The sequence below is a fragment of the Rhizobium viscosum genome (assembly GCF_014873945.1).
In the GTDB taxonomy this organism is placed as follows: Bacteria; Pseudomonadota; Alphaproteobacteria; order Rhizobiales; family Rhizobiaceae; genus Rhizobium; species Rhizobium viscosum.
The window spans coordinates 1-23187 of the sequence record NZ_JADBEC010000002.1; the positions used below are offsets into that span (position 1 = coordinate 1).

At 59.8% G+C, this 23187-nt stretch carries 24 protein-coding genes and 1 pseudogene; 11 read left to right on the forward strand and 14 right to left on the reverse strand.

The annotated features are described in order from the left end of the window. The 4 genes and pseudogenes from H4W29_RS20985 to H4W29_RS21000 form a co-directional block, all read right to left on the reverse strand. Positions 1-338 (reverse strand): annotated as a pseudogene (locus tag H4W29_RS20985) (ABC transporter permease); the annotation flags it as partial. A 10-nt stretch (positions 339-348) separates the two neighbouring features. Beyond that, a complete protein-coding gene (locus H4W29_RS20990; protein WP_192730826.1) occupies positions 349-1884 on the reverse strand; it encodes a sugar ABC transporter ATP-binding protein in 1536 nt (511 codons plus the stop codon). Between the two features lie 72 nt (positions 1885-1956). Further along, positions 1957-2952 carry a rhamnose ABC transporter substrate-binding protein gene (rhaS, locus tag H4W29_RS20995; protein WP_007825786.1) on the reverse strand — a complete coding sequence of 332 codons (996 nt, stop codon included), beginning with the start codon at positions 2950-2952 and terminating at the stop codon, positions 1957-1959. Positions 2953-2999: 47 nt separating this feature from the next. Beyond that, positions 3000-3812 carry a DeoR/GlpR family DNA-binding transcription regulator gene (locus H4W29_RS21000; protein WP_018114481.1) on the reverse strand — a complete coding sequence of 271 codons (813 nt, stop codon included), beginning with the start codon at positions 3810-3812 and terminating at the stop codon, positions 3000-3002. A 209-nt stretch (positions 3813-4021) separates the two neighbouring features. Between H4W29_RS21000 and H4W29_RS21005 the strand changes: the two genes are divergently transcribed. Continuing rightward, positions 4022-6118 (forward strand): bifunctional rhamnulose-1-phosphate aldolase/short-chain dehydrogenase, encoded by a 2097-nt coding sequence (locus tag H4W29_RS21005; RefSeq protein WP_192730827.1) that lies wholly within the window; start codon positions 4022-4024, stop codon positions 6116-6118. A gap of 50 nt (positions 6119-6168) precedes the next feature. Continuing rightward, positions 6169-7461, forward strand: coding sequence for an L-rhamnose catabolism isomerase (gene rhaI / locus H4W29_RS21010; protein ID WP_192730828.1), 1293 nt, complete (start codon positions 6169-6171; stop codon positions 7459-7461). Positions 7462-7479: 18 nt separating this feature from the next. On the opposite strand, the gene H4W29_RS21015 is transcribed toward rhaI, so the two are convergent. The 3 genes from H4W29_RS21015 to H4W29_RS21025 form a co-directional block, all read right to left on the reverse strand. Further along, positions 7480-7938, reverse strand: coding sequence for a carboxymuconolactone decarboxylase family protein (locus tag H4W29_RS21015; protein WP_192730829.1), 459 nt, complete (start codon positions 7936-7938; stop codon positions 7480-7482). Between the two features lie 241 nt (positions 7939-8179). Then, positions 8180-8869 (reverse strand): RibD family protein, encoded by a 690-nt coding sequence (locus H4W29_RS21020; RefSeq protein ID WP_192730830.1) that lies wholly within the window; start codon positions 8867-8869, stop codon positions 8180-8182. A 32-nt stretch (positions 8870-8901) separates the two neighbouring features. Beyond that, complete coding sequence (locus H4W29_RS21025) at positions 8902-9564, reverse strand: HAD family hydrolase (RefSeq protein WP_192730831.1); 663 nt, start codon at positions 9562-9564, stop codon at positions 8902-8904. Between the two features lie 165 nt (positions 9565-9729). Between H4W29_RS21025 and H4W29_RS21030 the strand changes: the two genes are divergently transcribed. Then, the gene (locus H4W29_RS21030; protein ID WP_192730832.1) at positions 9730-10599 is read left to right on the forward strand and encodes a sigma-70 family RNA polymerase sigma factor; all 870 of its coding nucleotides are present in this window, start codon (positions 9730-9732) and stop codon (positions 10597-10599) included. Positions 10600-10755: 156 nt separating this feature from the next. On the opposite strand, the gene H4W29_RS21035 is transcribed toward H4W29_RS21030, so the two are convergent. Further along, on the reverse strand, positions 10756-11589 hold the full coding sequence (locus tag H4W29_RS21035) for an IclR family transcriptional regulator (protein ID WP_192730833.1): 834 nt from the start codon (positions 11587-11589) through the stop codon (positions 10756-10758). Positions 11590-12130: 541 nt separating this feature from the next. Continuing rightward, the gene (locus tag H4W29_RS21040; RefSeq protein WP_007825758.1) at positions 12131-12346 is read right to left on the reverse strand and encodes a hypothetical protein; all 216 of its coding nucleotides are present in this window, start codon (positions 12344-12346) and stop codon (positions 12131-12133) included. 130 nt (positions 12347-12476) lie between these two features. On the opposite strand from H4W29_RS21040, the gene H4W29_RS21045 reads away from it, so the two are divergent. Then, positions 12477-13100: a TetR/AcrR family transcriptional regulator gene (locus H4W29_RS21045; protein ID WP_192730834.1), complete on the forward strand. Its 624-nt coding sequence runs from the start codon at positions 12477-12479 to the stop codon at positions 13098-13100. An 86-nt stretch (positions 13101-13186) separates the two neighbouring features. Continuing rightward, positions 13187-13372: a hypothetical protein gene (locus H4W29_RS21050; RefSeq protein ID WP_192730835.1), complete on the forward strand. Its 186-nt coding sequence runs from the start codon at positions 13187-13189 to the stop codon at positions 13370-13372. Here the strand turns inward: H4W29_RS21050 and H4W29_RS21055 are convergent. Both H4W29_RS21055 and H4W29_RS21060 read right to left on the reverse strand, forming a co-directional pair. Beyond that, positions 13369-13809, reverse strand: a complete 441-nt coding sequence (locus H4W29_RS21055; RefSeq protein ID WP_192730836.1) for a DUF1810 domain-containing protein — start codon at positions 13807-13809, stop codon at positions 13369-13371. The genes H4W29_RS21050 and H4W29_RS21055 overlap by 4 nt on opposite strands. A gap of 72 nt (positions 13810-13881) precedes the next feature. Next, positions 13882-14175 carry a hypothetical protein gene (locus H4W29_RS21060; RefSeq protein ID WP_192732744.1) on the reverse strand — a complete coding sequence of 98 codons (294 nt, stop codon included), beginning with the start codon at positions 14173-14175 and terminating at the stop codon, positions 13882-13884. Between the two features lie 272 nt (positions 14176-14447). On the opposite strand from H4W29_RS21060, the gene H4W29_RS21065 reads away from it, so the two are divergent. After that, positions 14448-15818, forward strand: coding sequence for an amidase (locus H4W29_RS21065; RefSeq protein WP_192730837.1), 1371 nt, complete (start codon positions 14448-14450; stop codon positions 15816-15818). A 70-nt stretch (positions 15819-15888) separates the two neighbouring features. Next, complete coding sequence (locus H4W29_RS21070; protein ID WP_192730838.1) at positions 15889-16749, forward strand: sugar phosphate isomerase/epimerase family protein; 861 nt, start codon at positions 15889-15891, stop codon at positions 16747-16749. Here the strand turns inward: H4W29_RS21070 and H4W29_RS21075 are convergent. Continuing rightward, on the reverse strand, positions 16746-17636 hold the full coding sequence (locus H4W29_RS21075) for a helix-turn-helix domain-containing protein (RefSeq protein WP_192730839.1): 891 nt from the start codon (positions 17634-17636) through the stop codon (positions 16746-16748). The genes H4W29_RS21070 and H4W29_RS21075 overlap by 4 nt on opposite strands. A 114-nt stretch (positions 17637-17750) precedes the next feature. Between H4W29_RS21075 and pobA the strand changes: the two genes are divergently transcribed. The 4 genes from pobA (at position 17751) to H4W29_RS21095 (ending at position 21316) form a co-directional block, all read left to right on the forward strand. Then, positions 17751-18923 carry a 4-hydroxybenzoate 3-monooxygenase gene (gene pobA / locus H4W29_RS21080; protein WP_192730840.1) on the forward strand — a complete coding sequence of 391 codons (1173 nt, stop codon included), beginning with the start codon at positions 17751-17753 and terminating at the stop codon, positions 18921-18923. 263 nt (positions 18924-19186) lie between these two features. Further along, a complete protein-coding gene (locus H4W29_RS21085; RefSeq protein WP_192730841.1) occupies positions 19187-20314 on the forward strand; it encodes a tartrate dehydrogenase in 1128 nt (375 codons plus the stop codon). Beyond that, on the forward strand, positions 20254-20511 hold the full coding sequence (locus H4W29_RS21090; RefSeq protein WP_192730842.1) for an aldehyde dehydrogenase family protein: 258 nt from the start codon (positions 20254-20256) through the stop codon (positions 20509-20511). The genes H4W29_RS21085 and H4W29_RS21090 overlap by 61 nt, the downstream gene beginning before the upstream one ends. Before the next feature lie 10 nt (positions 20512-20521). Next, positions 20522-21316, forward strand: a complete 795-nt coding sequence (locus tag H4W29_RS21095; RefSeq protein WP_192730843.1) for an HpcH/HpaI aldolase family protein — start codon at positions 20522-20524, stop codon at positions 21314-21316. A 19-nt stretch (positions 21317-21335) separates the two neighbouring features. Here the strand turns inward: H4W29_RS21095 and H4W29_RS21100 are convergent, their stop codons facing one another. After that, positions 21336-22061, reverse strand: coding sequence for an SDR family oxidoreductase (locus H4W29_RS21100; protein ID WP_192730844.1), 726 nt, complete (start codon positions 22059-22061; stop codon positions 21336-21338). Between the two features lie 12 nt (positions 22062-22073). Beyond that, complete coding sequence (locus tag H4W29_RS21105; protein WP_192730845.1) at positions 22074-23135, reverse strand: ABC transporter ATP-binding protein; 1062 nt, start codon at positions 23133-23135, stop codon at positions 22074-22076. Between the last annotated feature and the right edge of the window lie 52 nt (positions 23136-23187).

Consider the following 23187-nt stretch of genomic DNA (forward strand, 5'->3'; position numbering starts at 1 on the left):
CGCCAGACGAGGAAACCGTTGATCGAACCAAGCGCTGCGCCGATCACGACTGCTGCAAGGATGAGAACGATGAGCGGCAGTCCGGGAAAGGTGGCATTCATCATCGCGATCGCCATGCCGGTAAAGGCGAGGTTGGCTGCGACCGAAAGGTCGATCGATTTCGTCAGGATGACGGTCATCTGGGCAAGCGCCAGGATGATGAGGATGGCCGTATCGTTAAAGATGCCGGCGAGATTATCCGGTGTCGAGAAATCGGCTGCGCGCGTCGAGAAGACGGCGATCATCACCACGATGATGGCAAAGAGCAGGGTTTCGCGTTTTCTGATCAGTCTCATCATGCCCGTCACCTCATGCATTTCCGGTCGCCGCGCGCACCAGCGCTTCCGGCGAAAGCTGATCGCGTTCGAAGAACCCCGCCGACAGGCCTTCCTTCATGACCAGAACGCGGTCCGACATGCCGATGATCTCGGGCAGTTCGGAAGAGATCATGATGATGGAGAGACCTTCGGCCGCAAGCTCGCTGATGAAGCCATGGACGGCAGCCTTCGAGCCGATGTCGATACCCTTGGTCGGTTCGTCGAGGATGATGACCTTCGGCTTGGTGGCGAGCCACTTGCCGATGACGACTTTCTGCTGATTGCCGCCCGATAGCGTGCCGACAGGTACGGATAGGGCCGCAGCACGCAGGTCCAGGCGCTCGGCATATTTGCGGGCAAGCGCGAATTCTTCCGCAGCCTGCAGGAAGCCCTTGCGCGAGGTGCGAGTCAGCGACGGCAGCGTCATGTTCTGATAGATCGGCATCGGCAGCGCCAGACCGTGGCGGCCGCGCTCTTCCGGCACATAGACGATACCGGCGCGGATGGCATCATGCGGCGAATTGATCGAGATCTCGCGGCCTTCAAGCGTCAGCTTGCCGGAAAGCGGCTTGGTAATGCCGAAGAGCGATTGCGCCAGTTCCGAGCGCCCGGCGCCGATCAGCCCGTAGATGCCGAGGATTTCGCCCTTGCGCAGCGTCAGCGAGATATCGCGGAATTCGGAGCGATGGCTGTATTTTTCGACTTCGAGCACCGGGCCGCCGATTGCCACATCGATCTTCGGGAAGGCGTTTTCGACATCGCGGCCGACCATCATGCGGACGATTTCGTCCTGCGGCGTTTCCTTCAGCTTCCCGTGACCGACGTCGCGGCCGTCGCGGAAGACGACGTAATTGTCGGCGATCTCGTAGAGCTCGTCGAATTTGTGACTGATGAAGAGGATGGCCTTGCCGCTTGCCTTCAAGCCCTCGACGATGCGGAAGAGATCGTCGATTTCCTTGCGCGAAAGGGCGGCGGTCGGTTCGTCCATGATGACGATGCGGGCCTCGATCGACAAAGCGCGGGCGATCGCCACGAGATGGCGCTGCGCGATCGAGAGGTCCTTCAGGCGGATCGTCGGATCGATATTGCTTTCAAGCGAGGTCAGCAGCGCGCGCGAGCGGCTGTTCATTTCGCTCCAGTCGATGGTGCGCCAACGCGTGCGCGGCGCATGACCGAGGAAAATATTCTCGGCAACCGAAAGCTCATCGAAGAGCACGGTCTCCTGGTGGATGGCGGTCACACCTGCATCGATCGCGGCTTGTGCCGTCGCAAAGTGCACCGGTTTGTCGTCGACAATGATCTCGCCCTCATTGGGGCGGTAGATTCCAGTCAGGATCTTGACGAGCGTCGACTTGCCGGCGCCATTTTCGCCGATCAGTGCCGTCACCTTGCCGGGATAGAGCGCGATGCTGACATTATCGAGCGCCTTCACGCCCGGAAAGATCTGCGAGATGCCGCGCATTTCCAGAATGGCGGTCGCGTCATCGGGTTTTGGGTCCGAGACGGGATGTTGAAGGGCAGGGGTCATCAGCAAGCTTACCACCGTCGAAAGAGAAGCCCGGCGGCAAAGCCGCCGGGTGTCCGTTCATGATCTCTGAAATCAGAAGACCTTGGAGAACTGGTCGATGTTCGAGGCATTGTAGACGAAGGGGTCGGCCATTGCGGCTTCGCCGTTGTCGCCAATCTTGATCTTGCCCATGCGGCCGGCTTCGATTTCGCTGCCCGGCTTGCCGTCGGCATCACCCTTTGCCAGGTGATAGGCGATCTGCGTTGCGGAGTAACCAAGGTCGATCGGGTTCCAGATGGCGAATTCCTTCGTGGCACCCGACTTGATCGCGCCAGCCATTTCAGAGGGCAGGCCGAGACCGGTGACGTAGACCTTGCCGACCAGACCCTTGTCTTCGACAACCTTGGAGGCTGCGAGGACGCCGACGGTCGTCGGAGCGACGATGACCTTGACGTTCGGGTTGGACTTCAAGAGGCCTTCGGCTTCACGATAGGACTTGTCCGAAAGGTCGTCGCCGTAGACGGTGGTGACGAGGTTGAGGCCCGGGAAGTCCTTGAGCTGCTTCTTCATCTGGTCGATCCAGATGTTCTGGTTGGTCGAGGTCGTCGTTGCCGACAGGATGGCGAAGTCACCCTTGCCGCCATCAAGATGATCCTTGGCAAGCGTCAGGCACATCTTGCCGATCAGCTCGTTAGACGACGGGTTGAGCTGCAGGATGCGGCCTTCAGGAGCAACGCCGGAGTCCCAGGAAATAACCTTGATACCACGCTGGGTGGCCTTCTTCAGCGCCGGAACGACGGCGTCGGGGTCGTTTGCCGAGATCGCGATGGCATCGACGCCCTGAGCAATCAGCGAGTTGATCACTTCGATCTGGCCTTCGGCCGTCGTGCTCGTCGGGCCGGTGTAAATGACTTCCACCCCGCCGAGTTCCTTGGCCGCTTCCTGGGCACCCTTGTTGGCAGCGTCGAAAAAGCCGTTGCCGAGCGACTTTACGACGAGGCCGATTTTGATGTCCTTGGCGCTTGCGGCGCCAGCCATCATGGCGACGGCAAAAGCCACACCGATTGCAAGTGTCTTTGCAAGTTTCATGTCATGTCCTCCCACTAAGATTTAGACTTCCACACCTCGCCGACGCCTCATGCGACCGACGAGGAATCCTCCTTCACAGCCTGGGCCACCGCGCTTGCCACGACGAGCCGCACACCGGCATTCTCGATCATGCGGGCCGCTTCCTCCGAGATGCCGTCATCGGTGATGACCACAGATACGCGGTCGAGCGGGCAAAGAATGAGGCTCGACCGGCGATTGAATTTGCTTGAATCGACCATGACGATGAGTTCGTCGGCCTGGTGCATCAGTTTCTGCTCGCTCTGGATGATGAGGGCATCCGCCTCCATGATGCCGAGCGGGCCGACGCCCTGGGCGCCGATGAACATGCGCCGCGCATAGAAATTGCGGATCGCATCATTATCGAAAGGGGACAGGATCAGGCTCTGCTCGCGATAGATCGCGCCGCCCGGCACCGTCACACTGTTCTTGGAATGCTTCACCAGATGTTCGGCGATGGCGAAGGAATTGGTCATGACCTGCATGCGATGGCCGGCCATGTAATGCACCATCTGGAAAGTGGTTGTGCCGCCATTGATGATGATGGCATCGCCCGCCTCACAGAGATCGACGGCTGCACGCGCGATTGAGCGCTTTTTATCGATATTGACCGATTCTGATACCCGGAAGGGGCGACCTGCAAGATTTCCGAGCTGCGGCGGGTGCACAGCCTCCGCTCCGCCACGAACGCGCCGGATCTTACCCTGCACGTGAAGAGCCGCAATGTCGCGCCGGATCGTCGCTTCAGAAGCGTCCGTCAGCTCGGAAATGTCCTGAATCGTAACGACGGACTTCTCCTGGACGGCGCTTAAGATAATGCGATGGCGTTCGCGTTCGTGCATTGGGCTCCTCCTCTTGTCATATTTATTTCGCATCCGTTAAAGCCTGTCAATCAGAAACGATCATAAATTTTCATATTGCGATGCAACATAATCGAATTTGATCGTTTTCGATTGACAAGCGCCATTTTGATGCGCGATACCGTGAGCGAAAGGGCGTGCTGATCGCGGCGCCCCGCAGGCCTATACACAAGCCTATATGGGAGGATGACATGGCGGCAAAGGTTCGACTTCTCGAGAACCGGTGGGATGATGCTTATGCGGCAGGCCTCGATGAGCCCGGCAAGCTTCTCTATCGCTCGAATCTGCTCGGTGCCGACAAGCGCATCACCAATTACGGTGGCGGCAATACTTCGGCCAAGGTCATGGAGACCGATCCGCTGACCGGTGGCAAGGTCCAGGTTCTCTGGGTCAAGGGCTCGGGCGGCGATGTCGGCACGATCAAGCTCGACGGTTTCGCGACGCTTTATCAGGACAAGCTGGAATCGCTGAAAGGCATCTACAAGGGCGTCGAAGACGAAGACCGCATGGTCGGCTTCCTGCCGCACTGCACCTTCAATCTGAACGCCCGTGCCGCCTCGATCGACACGCCGCTGCATGGTTTCGTGCCCTTTACACATGTCGACCACATGCATCCGGACGCGATCATTGCGATCGCCGCCTCCAGGAACTCAAGGGAATTGACCAAGCAGGTCTTCGGTGACGCGATCGGCTGGCTGCCCTGGCGCCGCCCGGGCTTTCAGCTCGGCCTCGATCTCGAAGCCTTCGTCAAGGCGAACCCTGACGCAAAGGGCGTCGTGCTCGAAAGCCACGGCCTCTTTACCTGGGACAACGATGCCAAGGCCTGCTACGAGCTGACGCTCGATATCATCAACAAGGCGATCGAATGGTTTGCCGGCGAGACTGAAGGCAAGACGATCTTCGGCGGCGCCGTTGTTGAAAGCCTGCCGGTTACCGAACGTCGTGCCATCGCCGCCCGCCTGATGCCGGAAATTCGCGGTCGCATCGGCAAGCAGGAGCGCAAGCTCGGCCATTTCGATGATCAGGATGCGGTTCTGGAATTCGTCAACTCGAAGAACCTGCGTCCGCTCGGTACGCTCGGCACCAGTTGCCCTGACCATTTCCTGCGCACGAAGATCCGCCCGCTGATCGTCGATCTCGATCCGGCAAAGCCCGACGTCGATGCGATCATCGCCGGGCTCGACAAGGCGCTCGAAGACTACCGCGCCGATTACGCCCGCTATTACAACAGCTGCAAGCATGACAATTCGCCTGCCATGCGTGACGCCAATCCGGTGATCTTCCTGGTGCCGGGCGTCGGCATGCTCTCCTTTGCCCGCGACAAGGCGACGGCCCGTATTGCCAGCGAATTCTATGTCAACGCCATCAACGTGATGCGCGGCTCCTCGACGGTTTCGGAATACCAGGGACTGCCGGAACAGGAGGCCTTCGATATAGAATACTGGCTGCTCGAAGAGGCCAAGCTGCAGCGCATGCCGAAGCCGAAGAGCCTTGCCGGCAAGGTTGCCTTCGTCACCGGTGGCGCCGGCGGCATCGGCCGCGCAACGGCCGCCCGCCTCGTCGGCGAGGGTGCCTGCGTGGTGCTTGCCGATATCGATCAGACGGCCCTTGAATCGACCGAAGCTGAGTTTGTGAAGAAATACGGCGTGGATGCTGTCCGCACTCTAAAGCTTGACGTCACCAAGGAAGATGGGGTCATCGCCTCCTTCGCAGAATCCTGCGTCGAATTCGGCGGTATCGACATCCTCGTTTCGAATGCCGGCATCGCTTCTTCGGCACCGATCGAAACGACTGAGCTGTCGACCTGGAACCGCAACATCGACATTCTCGCGACCGGCTACTTCCTCGTCTCGCGTGAAGCCTTCCGCCTGTTCCGTCGTCAGGCGCTCGGCGGCAATGTTGTCTTCATCGCCTCGAAGAACGGTCTTGCCGCTTCGCCGAATGCGGCTGCCTATTGCACGGCGAAGGCTGCCGAAATTCATCTTGCCCGTTGCCTAGCGCTGGAAGGCGCAGAGGCCGGCATCCGCGTCAATACGGTCAATCCCGATGCGGTGCTGCGCGGCTCGAAGATTTGGAGCGGCGAGTGGCGCGAACAGCGCGCTGCTTCCTCGAAGATCGAGGTGGATGATCTCGAGGAACATTACCGCAAGCGCTCGATGCTGAAGCTCAACGTCTTCCCGGAAGACATCGCCGAAGCCGTCTACTTCCTGGCGTCCGATCTTTCGGCCAAGTCGACCGGCAATATCATCAATGTCGATGCCGGCAACGTTCAAAGCTTCACGCGCTGATAGCGAGCGGCGGGCGGCACTGCCCGCCGCAAAATCTCTGGGAGGAAGACATGGCTGAATTCAGGATTGCGCCGGATCTGGTCGCAACGGAAAACGACAAGCGCGCTGCTGCGCTGAAGGCTGACTATGAAGCGCTTGGTGCAACGCTTGCACGCCGCGGCGTTGATATCGAAGCGATCACTCGCAAGGTTTCGGAATTCACCGTTGCCGTGCCCTCCTGGGGTGTCGGCACCGGTGGTACGCGCTTTGCCCGCTTCCCCGGCACCGGCGAGCCGCGCGGCATTTTCGACAAGCTCGACGATTGCGCCGTCATCAACCAGCTGACGCGCGCCACGCCAACCGTTTCGCTGCATATTCCCTGGGACAAAACCGATGTGAAGGAGTTGAAGGCGAAGGGCGATGCGCTCGGCCTCGGTTTCGACGCGATGAATTCCAACACCTTCTCGGACGCGCCTGGCCAGAAGCTGACCTATAAATATGGTTCGCTCAGCCACACAGATGCGGCGACCCGCCAGCAGGCGATCGAGCATAATCTTGAATGTATCGAGATCGGCAAGGCGATCGGCTCCAAGGCGCTGACCGTCTGGATCGGCGACGGCTCGAACTTTCCCGGCCAGAGCAATTTCACCAGGGCTTTCGAGCGCTACCTTGCCTCGATGGCGGATATCTACAAGGCCTTGCCGGAAGACTGGCGGCTCTTCTCCGAGCATAAGATGTACGAGCCGGCCTTCTATTCGACGGTCGTACAGGACTGGGGCAGCAACTATATGATCGCCCAGACGCTCGGTCCTAAGGCCTATTGCTTGGTCGACCTCGGCCACCATGCGCCAAACACCAATATCGAGATGATCGTCGCCCGGCTGATCCAATTCGGCAAGCTCGGCGGCTTCCATTTCAACGACTCGAAATATGGCGATGATGACCTCGATGCCGGCGCGATCGAGCCCTACCGCCTGTTCCTCGTCTTCAACGAGCTCGTCGATGCCGAACAGCGCGGCGTCAACGATTTCCATCCGGCTCATATGATCGACCAGTCGCACAATGTGACGGACCCGATCGAAAGCTTGATCAACAGCGCCAACGAAATCCGCCGCGCCTATGCGCAGGCCCTGATCGTCGACCGCAAGGCGCTCGAAGGCTATCAGCAGGATAATGATGCGCTGATGGCGTCGGAGACGCTGAAGCGCGCCTACCGCGCCGATGTCGAGCCGATCCTGGCCGAAGCCCGCCGCCGCGCGGGCGGCGCCATCGATCCGATCGCCGCCTACCGCGCCAGCGGCTACCGTAAAAAGGTAGCTGCCGAGCGCCCCGCCTCCATCTCCGGCGGCGGTGGCATCATCTGAATGAACGGAAGCCGTTGATCACGGCTTCCACTTTCCTGCAACCTGCCGGGTGGCGACATTCAGCCGGTTCCAGACATTGATACTGGCGATCGCGATGACGAGGGCCGCAAGGCTCTTGCCGTCGTAGTGACGGGTGCATTCGTCCCAGACCTCATCCGGCACGGGATCGGCGCGGTCACTGAGGCGGGTAACCGCTTCCGTCAGCGCCAATGCCGCACGCTCGGCATCGCTGTAATAAGGGGCGTCACGCCAGCCTGCGACGGCAAACAGCCTCTCATCGGTCTCGCCGTGTTTGCGGGCAATGCGCCAATGACCGTCGATACAGACGCTGCAGCCGTTGATCTGGCTGGCGCGCAGATAGATGATCTCCAGAAATCCCGGCGCGAGCCCGGCTGTGGCCGGCAGTTTGCCGAGGGCATTCAGTGCCTGCATGGCTTCCGGGATGACGAGGGCTGGATTTCCCATTCTCTCTTGCATGTTCAATCTCCTGATGACCTGTTTCGTTTGACGCAGAGCCGGCTGGTTGCCGGTTTTCGTTCGTCATAGGCCTGACGGATCAGAACGAGGCAATGTGACGAGGGGCAGGAGAAAAATATGAGAAGCAGATCCCGGCGGCTCCTATGCCGACGATAACGATATCCGGATCAGAGGTGATCATGGGCGCGAATATAGCGCTTCTTATCTGTGGCTATTTATCTGTGGCTATCCATTATCCCGGTCAGGCGTGGACTTTATAGCGCAGGGCGACCGCGCCGTTGTCCTTCGTCTCGGCGGAGATCAGCGATAGCTGCGTCTTGCCCGCCAGTCCACCTTCGAAGGTTACGACAGGCTGGCCGCCGCTGCCGTCCAGGGCCGGCGCGACAAGCAGATAGAACTCGTCGATTAGCCCCGCAGCAAAGAAGGTGCCGTTGATCGCAGCGCCGCCTTCGAGCAGCAGTTTGCGGATGCCGAGTTCCTTGTTCAACGCATCGAGCGCTGCGGGCAGGTCGATCTCAACTGACGGCGAGACGATATAGGAGATGCCGTCGGCGGCGAGTTCCGCAAGATGTGTGTCCGGCACGTTGTTGCCGAGGATGACGACGATATGGTCGCCATCGATGTCGGGCCGCGTAAAATGCAGCTTGCCCGATGTGTCGAGGGCGATCGCGTAGCTGTTTGCCTTGCGATCGGCAAAATGGTTTGGCCGATCCACCGAGCCTGTCGATTTCGGCGGATGCGGCTCTCCCTTTGCCATTTCGGCCATGGTTATGCGTCCGACGATCCAGGCGTCGCCCTGCAGTTCTTCATGTGTCGTTTGATAGAGAGCTGTCCATTCCTTGCGGCCGCCATCGGGGCTTTCCGTCCACTTGCTCGGGTGCAGGCCGCCGTCGAGCGACGACATCATCAGGCAGACGACTTCCGGTTTCATGGCAATTCCTTTCCGGCAGGTGAGGCAGGCAATCAGAACTTGATCGAAAGGTGGCCGCTGTCAGCAATGACAACGGTCGCGTCGGCATAATGTTCGATCTCGGGATAGCCCTGCAGCGAATGCTTGTGCCCGGCGGCCGTGATCACCATGATGTCGGCTCCGGCTGCTAATCCCGCCTTCACGCCGGCTTCGACATCTTCAAAGACCAGGCATTCATGCGTCGCAAAGCCGAGCTTTTCAGCGCCGAGGATATAGCATTGCGGGTCGGGCTTGCCGATGGTCACGTCTTCAGCCGTCACGATAGCCTGCGGCATTGGCAGCCCGGCTGCCTCGAGCCGTCGCTCCGCAAGGCGACGCGGTGAAGAGGTGACAATGGTCCACCGGTTTGGCGGAAGCGACGCCAAAAAATCGGCAGCACCCGGCAGTGCGACGACGCCTTCGACATCCTGGATTTCCTCTTCGGTGATCTGTGCAGCTTCTGCTTCTGCATCGACGCCCGGAAGGTTCAGCCGCCGGATCGTGTCGATACCGCGCGATCCGTGCATGATCGGCAGGAATTTTTCCACATCCAGTCCGTGCCGCTCGGCCCAGCGTCCCCAGACGCGCTCTGCTGATGCCGTCGAGCTCAGGATCGTGCCATCCATGTCGAACAGGAAGGCGGCATATTGTTTTGAATTATCAGATCGGAAGGACATTGGGAAACACCATAGGGAGGGATATGCGCGCCATCAGCCAACGAAAAATGCGGCAGGTCAAGTCGCCAGTAAAATTTCAGGGGGCTTGATGCGATGCCGCTCCTGTCACATCGTCCCGCTTCCGTTCGTCATGGCATTTGACGCAACAGGATGAGGAATGGACCGATGGACGAGAAACAATGGCTTGCCGATGAATTCGAGGCGAACCGTGGGCATCTGCGGGCCGTCGCCTTCCGCATGCTCGGCTCCCGCACAGAAGCGGAGGACGCGGTGCAGGAGGCGTGGCTGCGCCTGACAAGGTCGGACAGAGGCAACGTCGACAATCTTACCGGCTGGCTGACGACGGTCGTGGCGCGTATCTGCCTTGATATGCTGCGTTCGCGCAAGACACGCCGCGAAGAGCCTCTCGACCTGCCGGTGCACGGCGCGATTGTCGATATCGCCAGCAATCCGGAGCGGGAGGCGGCTTTCGCCGATTCGGTCGGTATCGCCCTGCTCGTCGTTCTGCAAACGCTTTCGCCGGCCGAACGTGTCGCTTTCGTGCTGCATGACATGTTCGATCTACCCTTCGAAGAGATCGCGGCGGTCATCGGGCGAAATGCAGCCGCCGCCCGGCAGCTTGCCAGCCGCGCCCGGCGCAGGGTGCAGGGGCAGCCGGAAACGCCAGACGTCGACCTTGCGCGCAAGCGAAGCATCGCCGAAGCCTTCCTCGTCGCCTCGCGCAACGGCGATCTGGCAGGGCTGATTGCGGTGCTCGCGCCGGACGCGGTCTTCCGGCCGGATGCGGCCGCGATCCAACTCGGCGATGTTGCTCCGCTTCACGGCGCTCAGGCCGTCGCCGAAAACTTCAAGGGACGGGCGACCTCGGCAAAAGTTGCACTTGTCGATGGCGAAATCGGTCTTGTTGTCTTCATCCAGGGACAGTTGCGCGTTGTGCTGGCGCTGAGCTTCGACGGCGACAGGATCTCGACGGTCGATGCAATCGCCGATCCGGATCATCTGCGCGATATCGGTTATTCGATCTTCGAAGGCTGAGCGACCATATTTACTGGTGTTTCAGACAGGTGGCCTCAGATCGGGTCGCCGGGCAAAGCGCAATGCTGGCCCGGCGATGGGCGATCTGCCATTGACCGGCGGACGTCGCGGCACCGGCGGTCCGGATGGCGCTTGCCGTAAGACTGAGGCTGGCGCTTAATGGCTGCGCCAGCCCATCAGTTTTTCGATACGCTCGGCCGAGTTACGCACCTGAGCTGTATAATGGCCTTCGTCCGAAAAGGCCTTCTGTTCCGGCAGAACGATGGAAATGGTGGCGACACACTGGCCCTCACGATCGCAGATCGGCGAGGCGATGCAGGCAACCGCATAATCGGATTCGCCAGCCTGGATCGACAGGCGCGATTCAAAGGCCTTTCCGGCGGATTCCGATAGAGTGGCAGGATCGATTTCGGCGCGTCCCGTCGGCGAGGAGCGGGCGCAGCGCTTGAAGAGTTCGACACGCTCGTCTTCCTGCAGGTGTCCAACCAGCAAGCGGCCAGACGCTGTCCAGTTGAGCGGCACACGAGTGCCGACCCGAGAGGCGACCTGGAAATGGCTGGGGCCATCGGCCATGGCGAGAACCAGCATGAAATCGCCGTCACGGCCGCAGACCTGAACGGTCTCACCGGCCTGCCGACAAAGGTCATGCATTTCGTGCGTCGCGACGCTCATGAAATCGAGCGATCGCGCATAGGCAAGGCCATAATGATAGAGCCGCGCGCCGAGCCAGATCGAGCCGTCGGACTGCCGCGTCAGCATGTTCTTTTCGACCAGGTCGTCAACGATGACATAGACGGTCGAAAGAGGCGCCTTCACGGCTTTGGCGATGGCATAGACGCCAGCCGGCGATCCGGTCTCGTAAAGATGGTCGATCACCTGGAGCGCGCGGTCGATACCGCTGACGCGCGCACGGCGTACGCCCTTGGCGCCGGTCTCTTCGGCCGGGCCCTCATCTTCGGAGTGGATAGCGGGTGATGTCTTTCCGTCCAATTCAACATACCTCTGATATTATGCGTGCCTGTTACATTACTATGGCATAGTTGTTTGCGAAGCAAATCGCAAAATTTTTGGATATAAAACTTCTGGTAGCTGCCGCAGATAATTCTTGAAAGGCGGTGAGTGTTGTCACCGGATTATGCTGCGATTGCAGCCGGCAAATCTATTTGCGAGTGCCTTATCGTGCATCGTCGATGTCAGTGCCGGAACAACGAGCCGCAGCCCGAGTTTTGTCCCATCAGCGATACCGGCTGATCGGATGTGGGCCAAGTCTCCTGCCAGACATTGCGGTCAGCGGTGGCAAGCCAACGCCCCTTTTGCGGGCTTGCCGAAGCCACTGCCGGTGGTGTCGTCAAGAAGACGGCGTCGCCGGCGGCGAGCCTTTCAAGATCGTGGGAAGAAAATATTCAGGAAATCAATGTCGATGTGCGCACTCGTCGCATCGCAAGGGCTGCCGCCTGTTGACAGCGGCAGCCCGTCTGGGAACAGGGCTTATCCCCAGTGCCGATCGGGCCTTGTAGGGCCAGCGGTCAGATCAGCCGAAGCAGGGCATCGCCGGTAGATTGGCGCGGCTGGCAAAGGACCCGATCATTTCGCTCACCGTGGAGGGACGCGGCTCGCGTTTGTGTGCCGCCGTCTCAAGGAGTTGCTTGAAGTCTTCAAGCTTCACGCCATCGGCGCGGAGCACCATGGCGATCAGCGGGTCGCGAAGGGCTTCGGAAATGGTCAAGTCTTCTCTGGTCTTTCTCATGGTACGGTCCTCCTTTCGTGGGCGGTCGCCCGTGTTCCACTCCTGCTGCCAAGCGCTCCTGGCATTGACTTCGGCGAAGAGTGGTGTTACCGGTAAGTAACAATGCATTTGTTACCGATCGGTCACATCGATGTCAAGGACTTCGTCCGCGAAAAAATCAGAATCATTGAATGAAATCTCCGTAGCTGCTTCAGACGATCGAATCCCCCCGCGGGAGCGTATTGTCTCGACCGCTTCGGAGCTTTTCCGTGAGCGCGGCATTCGCGGCATTGGCGTCGATGCCATTGCGGATGCTGCCGCCACCAACAAGATGACCCTTTATCGGCATTTTGGCTCCAAGGATGAACTGGTCTGCGAGACGCTACGCCGCGCCTCCGAAAAGGCCGAGAAGATCTGGCGCGATCTCGAAGCCGCCCATCCCGGCGACGCGCGTGGTCAACTGCTTGCCTGGGTCGAGGACCGGGCTCACTGTCTGAACGGCGAGCCCGCAGGCTGCGATCTCGCCAATGCCGCTATCGAATTGAAGGGTGAAGGTCATCCGGCTCACGAGTTGATCGAGCGCCACAAGGCGATGCAGCGCAATCGTCTCGCCGCACTTTGCGTGGCTGCCGGCGCGCGCGAGCCGGAACTTCTTGCCGACACGCTGACGCTGCTGCTCGAAGGCGCGCGCGTTACCCGCCAGGCCATGACGGACGGTGGCTGTTCATGCCATTTCGAAAAAGCGTGCAACGTCGCGATTTCCGCCTTCGGCTGACATTGATGCGGCCAAGGAGCCCCGGGCTGGAACCTTAGGGGCCGCATGGCCGTTTTCTGCTGATCTGGGGCAATCTGGAGGCAGAGATGAATTATGCTTATCTCCGGCGCCTGTATGCCAGACGTGCCGAGCTTGAAGCCAAGCTCGAATTGCATGACGCACGGTATTGCTTTGGCGAAGAGGAAGTGGACGACGGTACGCAAAATGATCTGAAACAGCGTATCGAGGAAATCTCTGAGGAGATCGCAACGCTGGAGCGTTCTTCGCGCTAGCCCTTGCCGGCACTCAGGATGGAAATTGTCCGTTGGTCGAATTTCCCGTCGTAAAAATGATCGATCACTTTGTGAAAGGGCGAGCCGTGATCGCTGACCGCGGCAAACAGCGTCATGGACGAGCGCAGCTTCAGATCATCCGGTGAGCCCATGATGTCGTGAGCGCTGCGGGTATTGACGGATAGGATTGCTTCCACACAGCGCAAGAGGCGGCTGCCGAGGATCGGATCGGCGAGATAGGCTGAGGCTTCCTCCGCGGAGCGAATGGCATATTTCTCCGCCATGGAAGACGTTCCGAGACCGGCGATTTGGGGGAAGATGAACCACATCCAGTGGGAGCGCTTGCGACCCGCTTCCAACTCCGCAAGAGCTTGCTTGTATATGCCGTTCTGCGCTTCGATGAAGCGGTGAAGGTCGTAATCCAAGTCACCGGCCATGGTCCTTTCCTTTCCTCTGCTTGAAATGCACGTCAGACGAAAGATTCCATGCCCGGCGAAAATCGCTGGCTCTTAGCAGACCTTGTCCGCGTAGGGGCTCGTTTCACGGCAATGGCCGTAGCGTTGGTGGTGCGGCACCAGACTATCACCCGGGGGGGCCCGCTCTTCAATAGCCGAGGTCGTCATCGGATCGGTCGCTGATGTTTGTGCCGACGGTGCTGTGAAGCCTACAAAGCTCAGCAGTACGAGGGCGCCTACGACCACGACCCGCTCCAGGACCGACAGCTTTTGTGCGCTGACGTGGTCGGCGTAGTCGCGTTCAGCTTCGCCGTAGCTCACGTCCTCCTTCACCGGCTGGTGCACCATATCCTGGTGACCGGAGGTCCAAGTTTCAGATTGTGTCATTTCAAGTCTCCTGCAACGCACCGGGATGCGGCTTGGGAAGGCGAGCTAATGGCGTGCCTATCCGCTTCCCGCGTGCAGCACCGCATGTGTGTCTTAACTGCGGTAAATTGAAGAGGGCTAAATCAAACTCAGTGTTCACAAAATCGTACCAATCATCGTGAAAAGCCGTGCAAGGGCTGGTCCTGCGAAATGATAGGCGGTAAATCCTGGGCGATATCCACAGGACTCTCCCCATGGCCCTTACTTTCGGTGCGATGTCTATCGCTCAGCTTTCCCTCATCATCCAGAGCGGCAAGGCCGATCCAGTTGATGTCGCAGAGGCGATCTTCGACGGCATTGAGCAATATGCCGATAAGGCGGTCTTCACGGCATTGTTGCGCGAGCGGGCGATGCGGGAGGCTCACGCTTCCTCGAAGCGTATCCGTGAGGGCCGTTCGCTCGGTGCGCTCGACGGCATTCCGATCGCGTGGAAAGATCTTTTCGACATCGAGGGCATGGCTACCACAGCCGGCTCGGTGGTTCTGGCGAGCGATGCGCCCGCCAAACAGGACGCCGCCATCGTCACAACGCTCAAGAATGCCGGCATGCTCGCTATTGGCCGCACCAACATGAGCGAATTTGCTTTCTCCGGCCTGGGCATCAATCCGCATTACGGCACGCCGGAAAATCCTCACAGCAGGGACGAGCCGCGCATTCCCGGCGGGTCGTCCTCCGGTGCCGGCGTGGCCGTTGCCGCCGGTCTTGTACCGGTTGCGATGGGCACGGATACCGGCGGTTCGGTGCGTATTCCTGCCGCCCTGAACGGCATCGTCGGCTACAAGGCGACACGCGGACGCTATGCCATGGAGGGCGTCTATCCGCTGGCAACGAGCCTCGATTCCCTCGGACCGCTCTGCCGGTCCGTGCAGGACGCGATCTGGGTCGATGCCGCCATGCGTGGTCTGACCGCGCCGAACATTAGCTGGCAGTCGCTGAAGGGCATCGAGATCGTCATACCGCGGAATGTCGTGTTCGACGGTCTGGGGCCTGGTGTCGCCGAAGCCTTTGCAGGCGGTGTCGAACGACTGCGTTCTGCCGGCGCACTTGTCAGCCCGATCGAAATCGCGGCTTTCGACGAGATCCTTGCGCTGATGGCAAAACATGGCGCGCTCGTCACTGCTGAAGCCTTCGCTCTCCATCGCGAAAGGCTTGCAGGGCCGGAGGCGGCGCGCATGGATCATCGCGTCGTCATGCGTACCCGCCTTGGCGAGAAGACGAGCATGCCCGATTACATCGCCATTCTTGCTGCACGCGCCCGGCTGATCGCCGATACCGAGCGGCTGATCGGCAATCGCCTGGTCGCCTTCCCCTCGGTTGCCCATGTTGCGCCGCCGATTGCCGCACTGGAGCGTGACGACGAGCTTTTCGTTGCCACCAATGGCAAGACGCTGCGCAATACGGCGCTCGGCAATTTCCTGGATTGGTGCGGCATTTCCATTCCTTGCGGCAAGGGAGAGGCGGACATGCCGGTCGGCTTCCTTCTCTCAGCCCCGGCTAAGCGGGACGATGCGCTGCTCGCGGTCTCTCTGGCGGCAGAAGCGATCATTCGCGCTGATCGGATCTAGGTGATTGCGGACTTGAAGCCGTGCACCATTCTTGCCAATGTCGTCCCGAGGAAATGGGAGGAGTTGAAAGATGCAGGCTTTGCAGAACGGCCGGTTTGCGGTTTCCACATGGTCGCTTCACCGGATGCTGGGTGCAACTTATCCCTATAGTCCCGATCCGCAGAAAAGCGCGGCACGCCGGGAGCCCTATGGGCCAGGCACCGTCAGCCTGCTCGAAGTGCCGGGCATGCTCGCCGAGCGCGGACTTGGCCGGCTGGAGGTCTGCTCGTTCCATGTGCCGAGCCTCGATGCCGCCTACCTCTCGGAATTCCGTGATGCGCTGAAGGCTTCCAATATTCTCTTCCAGACACTGCTTGTGGAAGACGGCGACCCCAGCAATCCCGAGACGGCGGAACGCGACATAGGCTGGATTGCCGGCTGGATCGAAATCGCCAAGTCTCTCGGTGCCGAGCGCATTCGCGTTATCGCCGGCAAGCAGGCGCCGAACGAGGAGAATCTGGCGCGTTCCGCGCGGCACCTGAAATGGCTGGCCGGGCAGGCGGCGGGAAGCGGCGTGCGTGTCGTCACCGAAAACTGGTTCGCCCTTCTGCCCTCGCCGAAGGAAACGAACTGGCTGCTCGACGAACTCGACGGCAAGATCGGCCTCAATGGCGATCTCGGAAACTGGGTGGCACCCGCCAAATATGAAGGGCTGGCCAATATCATGCGCCGCGCCGAAATCTGCCATGCCAAGGCCGATTACAATGCTTCCGGGCTTGATGCCGCAGACTACCGCCATTGCCTGGAAATGTGTGAAAAGGCTGGTTACGCCGGACCCTACACGCTGATCTACGATTCGCCGTTCTTTGCGGATGAGTGGGATGGCATCCTGCTACAAAAGCGGTTCATCGAGGAATTCCTTGCCGACGCTCCGGCGCGTCGCACAGCCTAGGCTCGCTCCAACCTGTTCTTCTCCCGCTTGCGCCAGTCCTTGGGCGTCTCACCCGCATGCTTGAGGAAAAAGCGGGAGAAATAGGCCGGGTCGGCAAAGCCAAGTCGATAGCTGACCTCCTGAACGTTTGCGAGCGTGAAGACGAGTTCACGCTTGGCCTCGTCGATAAGTTTGCTGGCGATCAGATCGTGAGCCGTCTTTCCGGTCATCGAGCGAACGATGCGATTGAGATGGGTCGGCGAAACGCCGATTTCACTGGCGTAGAACGAAGCGGGTCTGTGTGAGCGGAAATGCTGCTGGATGAGACCTGTCAGCTGCTCCATCCGCCGTTCGTTTTCATCGGCGGGAAACTGGCTGATATCCTCCTGATGGGAAATTCTGGCCGTTAGCCGCAGCGCGACCGCGACATAGGAGGAGAGAAGCTCGCTGCGGCCGCTGCGGTTGTGTCGATATTCTTCGCCGAGCCGCTTCAAGCTCTGGATGAGATAGGCGGCGTCGGGATCTTGCGGATCCAGCGCCGTGAGATGCGGGACGGCGAGCCACTCGCCGAGTAGGCTGCGGTCGCCAGGAAGGTGGCCGAGATTGGCGCTCATCATAGTGATGACAAGACCGTCGATATCGCGCGAAAAACGGAATCCATGGTCGAGCCCGGGAGGAACCGTGACGACTGCAGGCGGCTGAATGGCGTGGCTTCGCTCGCCGAAAATGGCATCGCCTGCGCCGGCATCTATGTACAATATCTGAAAGAATCTCGCGTGCCGGTGCAATTTGATTTCCCAATGATGCAGGCTGCTGCGCGAGGGGATTGTTTCGCAGTGAAGCCAGAAATCGGGTTCTTTGCCCGATGTCTCGCCATAGAGTTCATAGGTCGGCGCATGTCTGGTCATGGGTTTCCTCCCGTTCCCATGTTCGTTTTGTGCAATTTTTCGGTGCGAAAGTCCATTGCTGCCCGAAGGGCTAAAGGTCACAATTTGCCAAAAGCCAATTGCGGGGAGGAACAATTGCGTACCCAAATCGCCATCATCGGTTCAGGCCCCTCGGGTCTGCTGCTCGGTCAGCTGCTGACGGAAGCCGGCATCGACAACATCATTCTCGATCGCGTCGGCAAGGACTACATTCTCGGCCGCGTTCGCGCGGGTGTCCTGGAAGAGGGCACTGTGCGTCTTCTGGATGAGGCCCGGTCGGCTGCCCGGCTGCATGCCGAAGGTCTGCCGCATGACGGCTTTTCACTGGCTTTCGACGGACGCGATCACCGCATCGATCTCTACGGCCTGACTGGCGGCAAGCGCGTCATGGTCTACGGTCAGACCGAGGTGACGCGTGACCTGATGGAGCGGCGCGAGGCAAGCGGCGCCGCGACGATTTATGAGGCCGCCAATGTCACGCCGCATGATTTCGATGGCCGCTCTCCCTTCGTGAGTTACGAGAGGGATGGCGTTACCTACCGTATCGACTGCGATTTCATTGCCGGCTGTGACGGCTTCCATGGAGCAAGCCGCAAGGCGGTTCCCAAAAAGGCGATCAGTACCTTCGAGAAGATCTACCCCTTCGGCTGGCTTGGTCTGCTGGCCGATGTCGCTCCGGTCAATCATGAGCTCATCTATGCCAATCATCCGCGCGGCTTTGCACTCTGTTCCATGCGCTCAGCGACCCGCAGCCGCTATTACATCCAGTGTTCACTCGATGAGAAGGTCGAAGACTGGAGTGATAACCGCTTCTGGGACGAGCTGCGCCGTCGCCTGCCGGCCCATCACGCCGAAGCTCTCAAGACCGCACCATCCTTCGAAAAGTCAATCGCGCCGCTGCGTTCCTTCGTGGCCGAGCCGATGCGCTTCGGCCGCCTGTTCCTTGTCGGCGATGCCGCCCATATCGTGCCGCCGACCGGCGCCAAGGGGCTCAACCTTGCTGCAAGCGACGTGCATTACCTGTTCGAGGGCCTGGGGGAATTCTACGGTGATCGTTCGAGAGCTGGCCTCGAAGCATATTCGCAGAAAGCGCTCGCCCGCACTTGGAAGGCCGTGCGCTTTTCCTGGTGGATGACGACGATGATGCATCGTTTTCCCGATACTGGCGATTTCGATCAGAAGATTCAGGAGGCAGAACTCGACTATCTGACTCATTCGCGCGCCGCCTCGACCGCGCTTGCGGAAAACTATGTTGGCTTACCGTTCTGACGGGCATGTAAAGGCCCATTACATGCTGGCATGGGCTCTGATTGAAGCGTCATCCCGCCCTCGCTTTGATCCGCGCTGTCTCTTGTTGCATATTTCAGCCCTGTCTTCCCACGCCAGACGCGCGTAGAAAATTTCGCAAAAATATCGTCGAGAATCTTGGTTGTCTGTGCAAGAAATCAACAGCCATGAAAGCAGGATCGCCAACAGGCTGAAGCTGCCACCCGGATCAATGGCCGCCCGATTTGACGATTAATGGGGATCGCATGAACGCCGATACCAATACGCAGCTACGACGCTACCGCATCGCCTCCGTTCCCGGCGACGGCATCGGCCCCGAAGTCATCGCTGCCGGCCTCGAAGTGCTTGAAGTGCTGGCTGCCCGCAATGGTACCTTTGTGCTCGACGTCGATCACTATGACTGGAGTAGCGAACGCTACCGCAAGACCGGTGCGTTCATGCCGGACAACGCTTTGTCTCTGCTGAAAGAGGCTGACGCGATTTATTTCGGCGCCGTCGGCGCACCCGACGTGCCAGATCATATCACTCTCTGGGGCTTGCGCCTGCCGATCTGCCAGCGTCTGGACCAATATGCCAATATCCGTCCGACGCGCATCTTTCCGGGCGTGAAAAGCCCGCTGAGGGGCGTGGAGGAAGGCGATCTCGACTGGCTGATCGTGCGCGAAAATTCCGAGGGTGAATATTCCGGCCATGGCGGCCGTGCCCATGTCGGCCTCCCGGAGGAAGTGGCGACCGAGACCTCGATCTTCACGCGCAGCGGCGTCGAGCGCATCATGCGTTTTGCCTTCGGCGAGGCGCGGAAGCGTCCACGCAAGCTTCTGACCGTCGTCACCAAGTCAAACGCCCAGCGCCACGGTCTGGTGCTGTGGGATGAGATCGCCGCTGAAGTGGCCAAGGACTTCCCCGATGTGACCTGGGATAAGGAACTGGTCGATGCCATGACCTTCCGCATGGTCGCAAAACCAAAGAGCATCGACACCGTCGTTGCAACCAACCTGCATGCCGACATCTTATCTGATCTTGCAGCCGCACTTGCCGGCTCGCTTGGTATCGCACCGACCGGCAATATCGATCCCGAGCGTCGCTTCCCATCGATGTTCGAGCCGATCCACGGTTCGGCTTTTGATATCACCGGCAAGGGCATCGCCAACCCGGTCGGAAGTTTCTGGACGGCATCGCTGATGCTGGAACATCTCGGTGAAACGGTTGCGGCAAAGATACTGATCTCGGCAGTGGAACAGGTCTGTGCCGCCGGCATTCTCACTCCGGACCTTGGTGGCAGGGCCACCACGGCGGATGTGACACGCGCCGTTTGCGAGGCGCTGCGAGGATCGAATTTCGCCCCCGGTGGCGAGAATATCCCGGCTGTCTGATCCGCGCCGGCTGCATCTTCCGGGTTGCCGTGGCTCTCGAATTCAGCATTGTCGGTATCGATGAGGGACTCATTTCAACGGTGGCCGCTCTTTTCGGTGACGTGAAGCAGTCCGGCATCGGTCGGGAAGTTTTGAAATACGGCATCGAAGAGTTCCTCGAAGTCAAATATATGGCTATTGGTAGTCTGGCGAACTGAGGAGAATGCCATGAATGCAGCTGACATCGACGGCTTTGCAGCCCGGATCCGGAACCCTGAAAGCCGGATGATCTCCGCCTGGGTGGGCATTCCCGATCCGCTCCTCGTCAATCACCTGGCCCAGGAAGCCTTCGATGCAGTCGTCCTCGACATGCAGCACGGCATGTGGGACCTGCCGTCTGCAGCTGCTGCCGTCAGCCATGTGCGTATTGCCGGCAAGCCGGCGCTCGCTCGTATTCCGGTCGGAGATTTCGCCTCTGCCTCGCGCCTGCTCGATGCCGGCGCGTCCGGCATCATCGCGCCGATGATCAATTCGGCCGAGGATGCGAAGGCCTTCGTGAAGACCACCAAATATCCGCCGGTCGGTGAGCGCAGCTGGGGTCCGTCTTTGGCGCTCAACCATACCGGTCTTTCGGCCGACGACTATCTCAAGAACGCCAATGACCTGACGGTCGCAATCGCCATGATCGAGACGCGGGCTGCGCTTGAGGCGATCGACGATATCCTTGGCGTGCCCGGCATCGATGGCATCTTCATCGGCCCGTCGGATCTCTCCATCGCCCTGTCGAACGGCGATCAGGTGGCGCCGAATGCGGCCGAGATCGATAGCGCCATGCAGCATGCCGTCGCGTGTTGCAGCGCGCATGGAAAATTCGCCTGCGCCTTTGCCGGTGACGGCGAGCGCGCCGGCGAGCTTCTGAAATTCGGCTTCGCTTTCGTTATTGCCGGAGCGGAAACCGCGCAATTACGATCCGGTGCCCGCAAACAGATCAACGCCGCTAGGAAGATTGTTTCCGGCGGCTGATCCATAGGCATATGGGGTCTCACGCGATCATGTAGCCGCCATCGATAGGCATCGAGATGCCGTTGACCATCGCGGCTTCGTCCGACAGCAGGAACAGGATCACCTCCGCCACATCCTCGGGCTCCGCGAACCGACCGACCGGGATGCGCTGTTGCATTCCCGCCGCCTTTTCGGGATCGCTCCAGGCCTTGATCGCCATTGGCGTCAACGTCACCGTCGGATGCACGCCATTTACCCGGATCCCTTGCGGCGCCAGCTCCTTGGCCATGACACGCGTCAGGCCGTCCAGGCCGCCCTTCGAAGCGCAATAGGCTGCATGATCAGGGATGCCGACGAAGGCCGCGACGGAGGACACATTGACGATGGCGCCGTGGCGACCGTCTTCGATCAAGGATCGTGCATATTCCTGTGCCACGATCATCGGAGCGCGCGTATTGACTGCAATCAGGTGGTCAAACGCCTCGACCGTGGTTTTGAGGAAAGGCTGCAGCTCGGTCGTCCCAGCGCAATTGATGAGGAAGTCAGCTGGAAGTGCGGCGCGCGCGGCCTCCCGTGTCGCCTCCGCATCGGCAAGATCGACCTGAATGGCTTGGCAACCCAAGTCCTCACGGAGCGAAACGACATCATCAGCACTTCTGGTCAGTGCCGCGACCTTAGCGCCGCGCTTTACCAATATCTCTGCGACAACGCGACCGATGCCCTTGCCGGCGCCGGTAACGATTACTTTTTTACCTTCGAAATTCATATGCTCCTCGCCTTACAATCGCTGTCCCGTTGCCTGATCAAAGATGTGAACGCGGCGGGGATCAACATGAAAATGCAGCACCTTGCCGGGTGTGACTTCGATACGCTCGCGAATGAGGGCGTCGATCGGTGCTCCGCCGACACGGCCGAAGATCAATGTTTCTGAGCCGGTCGGCTCGAAGACCGACACCTCAACCGGAATACCGTCTTCGGCGATGGTGATATGTTCGGGGCGAATGCCATAGGTAACCGCCTTTCCATCTTCGGCATTTAGGCCTCCCACGGGCAGGACAACGCCCTGATCGGTGACGACGACCTGTTTGCCGTCGCGCGTTGCGATCTTGCCCTGGAGAAAATTCATCGACGGGCTGCCGATGAAGCCGGCAACGAAAAGATTGGCCGGAAAGTCATAGAGATCGAGTGGCTTGCCGACCTGTTCCACCCTTCCGTCGCGCATGACGACGATCTTGTTCGCCATCGTCATCGCTTCGATCTGGTCATGCGTGACATAGACGGTGGTCGTCTTCAGCCGCTGGTGCAGTTCCTTGATTTCGACGCGCATGGTGACGCGAAGCTTGGCATCTAGGTTGGACAGCGGCTCGTCGAACAGAAAGACCTGTGGGTCGCGGACGATCGCCCGGCCCATGGCAACGCGCTGCCGTTGTCCGCCCGATAGCTGCTTCGGATAACGGTCCAGATAACGCGTCAGATCGAGGATTTCGGCTGCCTTGCCGACCTTCTCGTCGATTTCCGATTTCGGGCGCTTCGCCATTTTCAGCGGAAAGCCCATATTCTCGGCGACTGTCTTGTGAGGATAGAGCGCGTAGCTCTGGAAGACCATGGCAATGTCGCGTTCCTTCGGCGGAGCATTGGTGACCACGCGACCGCCAATCCTGATATCGCCGCTGCTGACGGTCTCAAGACCGGCGATCATGCGTAACAGCGTGGATTTACCGCAGCCGGAGGGGCCAACCAGCACGACGAATTCGCCATCCTCGATATCGACGCTGACGCCGTGCATCACCTGAAGCGCGCCATATCTCTTGGTGACGTCGCTAACCTGTACGTTTGCCAATGTCGTTTCTCCCTAGTGCAGCATGGCTTGCGTCTTGATCATGTTAAGGCAA

What these genes read in the sequence shown, in the direction of transcription:
- H4W29_RS20990 (WP_192730826.1), bottom strand. Translation starts at nt 1,884, where the DNA reads ATGACCCCTGCCCTTCAACATCCCGTCTCGGACCCAAAACCCGATGAC.
- rhaS (WP_007825786.1), bottom strand. Translation starts at nt 2,952, where the DNA reads ATGAAACTTGCAAAGACACTTGCAATCGGTGTGGCTTTTGCCGTCGCC.
- H4W29_RS21000 (WP_018114481.1), bottom strand. Translation starts at nt 3,812, where the DNA reads ATGCACGAACGCGAACGCCATCGCATTATCTTAAGCGCCGTCCAGGAG.
- H4W29_RS21005 (WP_192730827.1), top strand. Translation starts at nt 4,022, where the DNA reads ATGGCGGCAAAGGTTCGACTTCTCGAGAACCGGTGGGATGATGCTTAT.
- rhaI (WP_192730828.1), top strand. Translation starts at nt 6,169, where the DNA reads ATGGCTGAATTCAGGATTGCGCCGGATCTGGTCGCAACGGAAAACGAC.
- H4W29_RS21015 (WP_192730829.1), bottom strand. Translation starts at nt 7,938, where the DNA reads ATGCAAGAGAGAATGGGAAATCCAGCCCTCGTCATCCCGGAAGCCATG.
- H4W29_RS21020 (WP_192730830.1), bottom strand. Translation starts at nt 8,869, where the DNA reads ATGAAACCGGAAGTCGTCTGCCTGATGATGTCGTCGCTCGACGGCGGC.
- H4W29_RS21025 (WP_192730831.1), bottom strand. Translation starts at nt 9,564, where the DNA reads ATGTCCTTCCGATCTGATAATTCAAAACAATATGCCGCCTTCCTGTTC.
- H4W29_RS21030 (WP_192730832.1), top strand. Translation starts at nt 9,730, where the DNA reads ATGGACGAGAAACAATGGCTTGCCGATGAATTCGAGGCGAACCGTGGG.
- H4W29_RS21040 (WP_007825758.1), bottom strand. Translation starts at nt 12,346, where the DNA reads ATGAGAAAGACCAGAGAAGACTTGACCATTTCCGAAGCCCTTCGCGAC.
- H4W29_RS21045 (WP_192730834.1), top strand. Translation starts at nt 12,477, where the DNA reads ATGTCAAGGACTTCGTCCGCGAAAAAATCAGAATCATTGAATGAAATC.
- H4W29_RS21050 (WP_192730835.1), top strand. Translation starts at nt 13,187, where the DNA reads ATGAATTATGCTTATCTCCGGCGCCTGTATGCCAGACGTGCCGAGCTT.
- H4W29_RS21055 (WP_192730836.1), bottom strand. Translation starts at nt 13,809, where the DNA reads ATGGCCGGTGACTTGGATTACGACCTTCACCGCTTCATCGAAGCGCAG.
- H4W29_RS21060 (WP_192732744.1), bottom strand. Translation starts at nt 14,175, where the DNA reads ATGGTGCACCAGCCGGTGAAGGAGGACGTGAGCTACGGCGAAGCTGAA.
- H4W29_RS21065 (WP_192730837.1), top strand. Translation starts at nt 14,448, where the DNA reads ATGGCCCTTACTTTCGGTGCGATGTCTATCGCTCAGCTTTCCCTCATC.
- H4W29_RS21070 (WP_192730838.1), top strand. Translation starts at nt 15,889, where the DNA reads ATGCAGGCTTTGCAGAACGGCCGGTTTGCGGTTTCCACATGGTCGCTT.
- H4W29_RS21075 (WP_192730839.1), bottom strand. Translation starts at nt 17,636, where the DNA reads ATGACCAGACATGCGCCGACCTATGAACTCTATGGCGAGACATCGGGC.
- H4W29_RS21085 (WP_192730841.1), top strand. Translation starts at nt 19,187, where the DNA reads ATGAACGCCGATACCAATACGCAGCTACGACGCTACCGCATCGCCTCC.
- H4W29_RS21095 (WP_192730843.1), top strand. Translation starts at nt 20,522, where the DNA reads ATGAATGCAGCTGACATCGACGGCTTTGCAGCCCGGATCCGGAACCCT.
- H4W29_RS21100 (WP_192730844.1), bottom strand. Translation starts at nt 22,061, where the DNA reads ATGAATTTCGAAGGTAAAAAAGTAATCGTTACCGGCGCCGGCAAGGGC.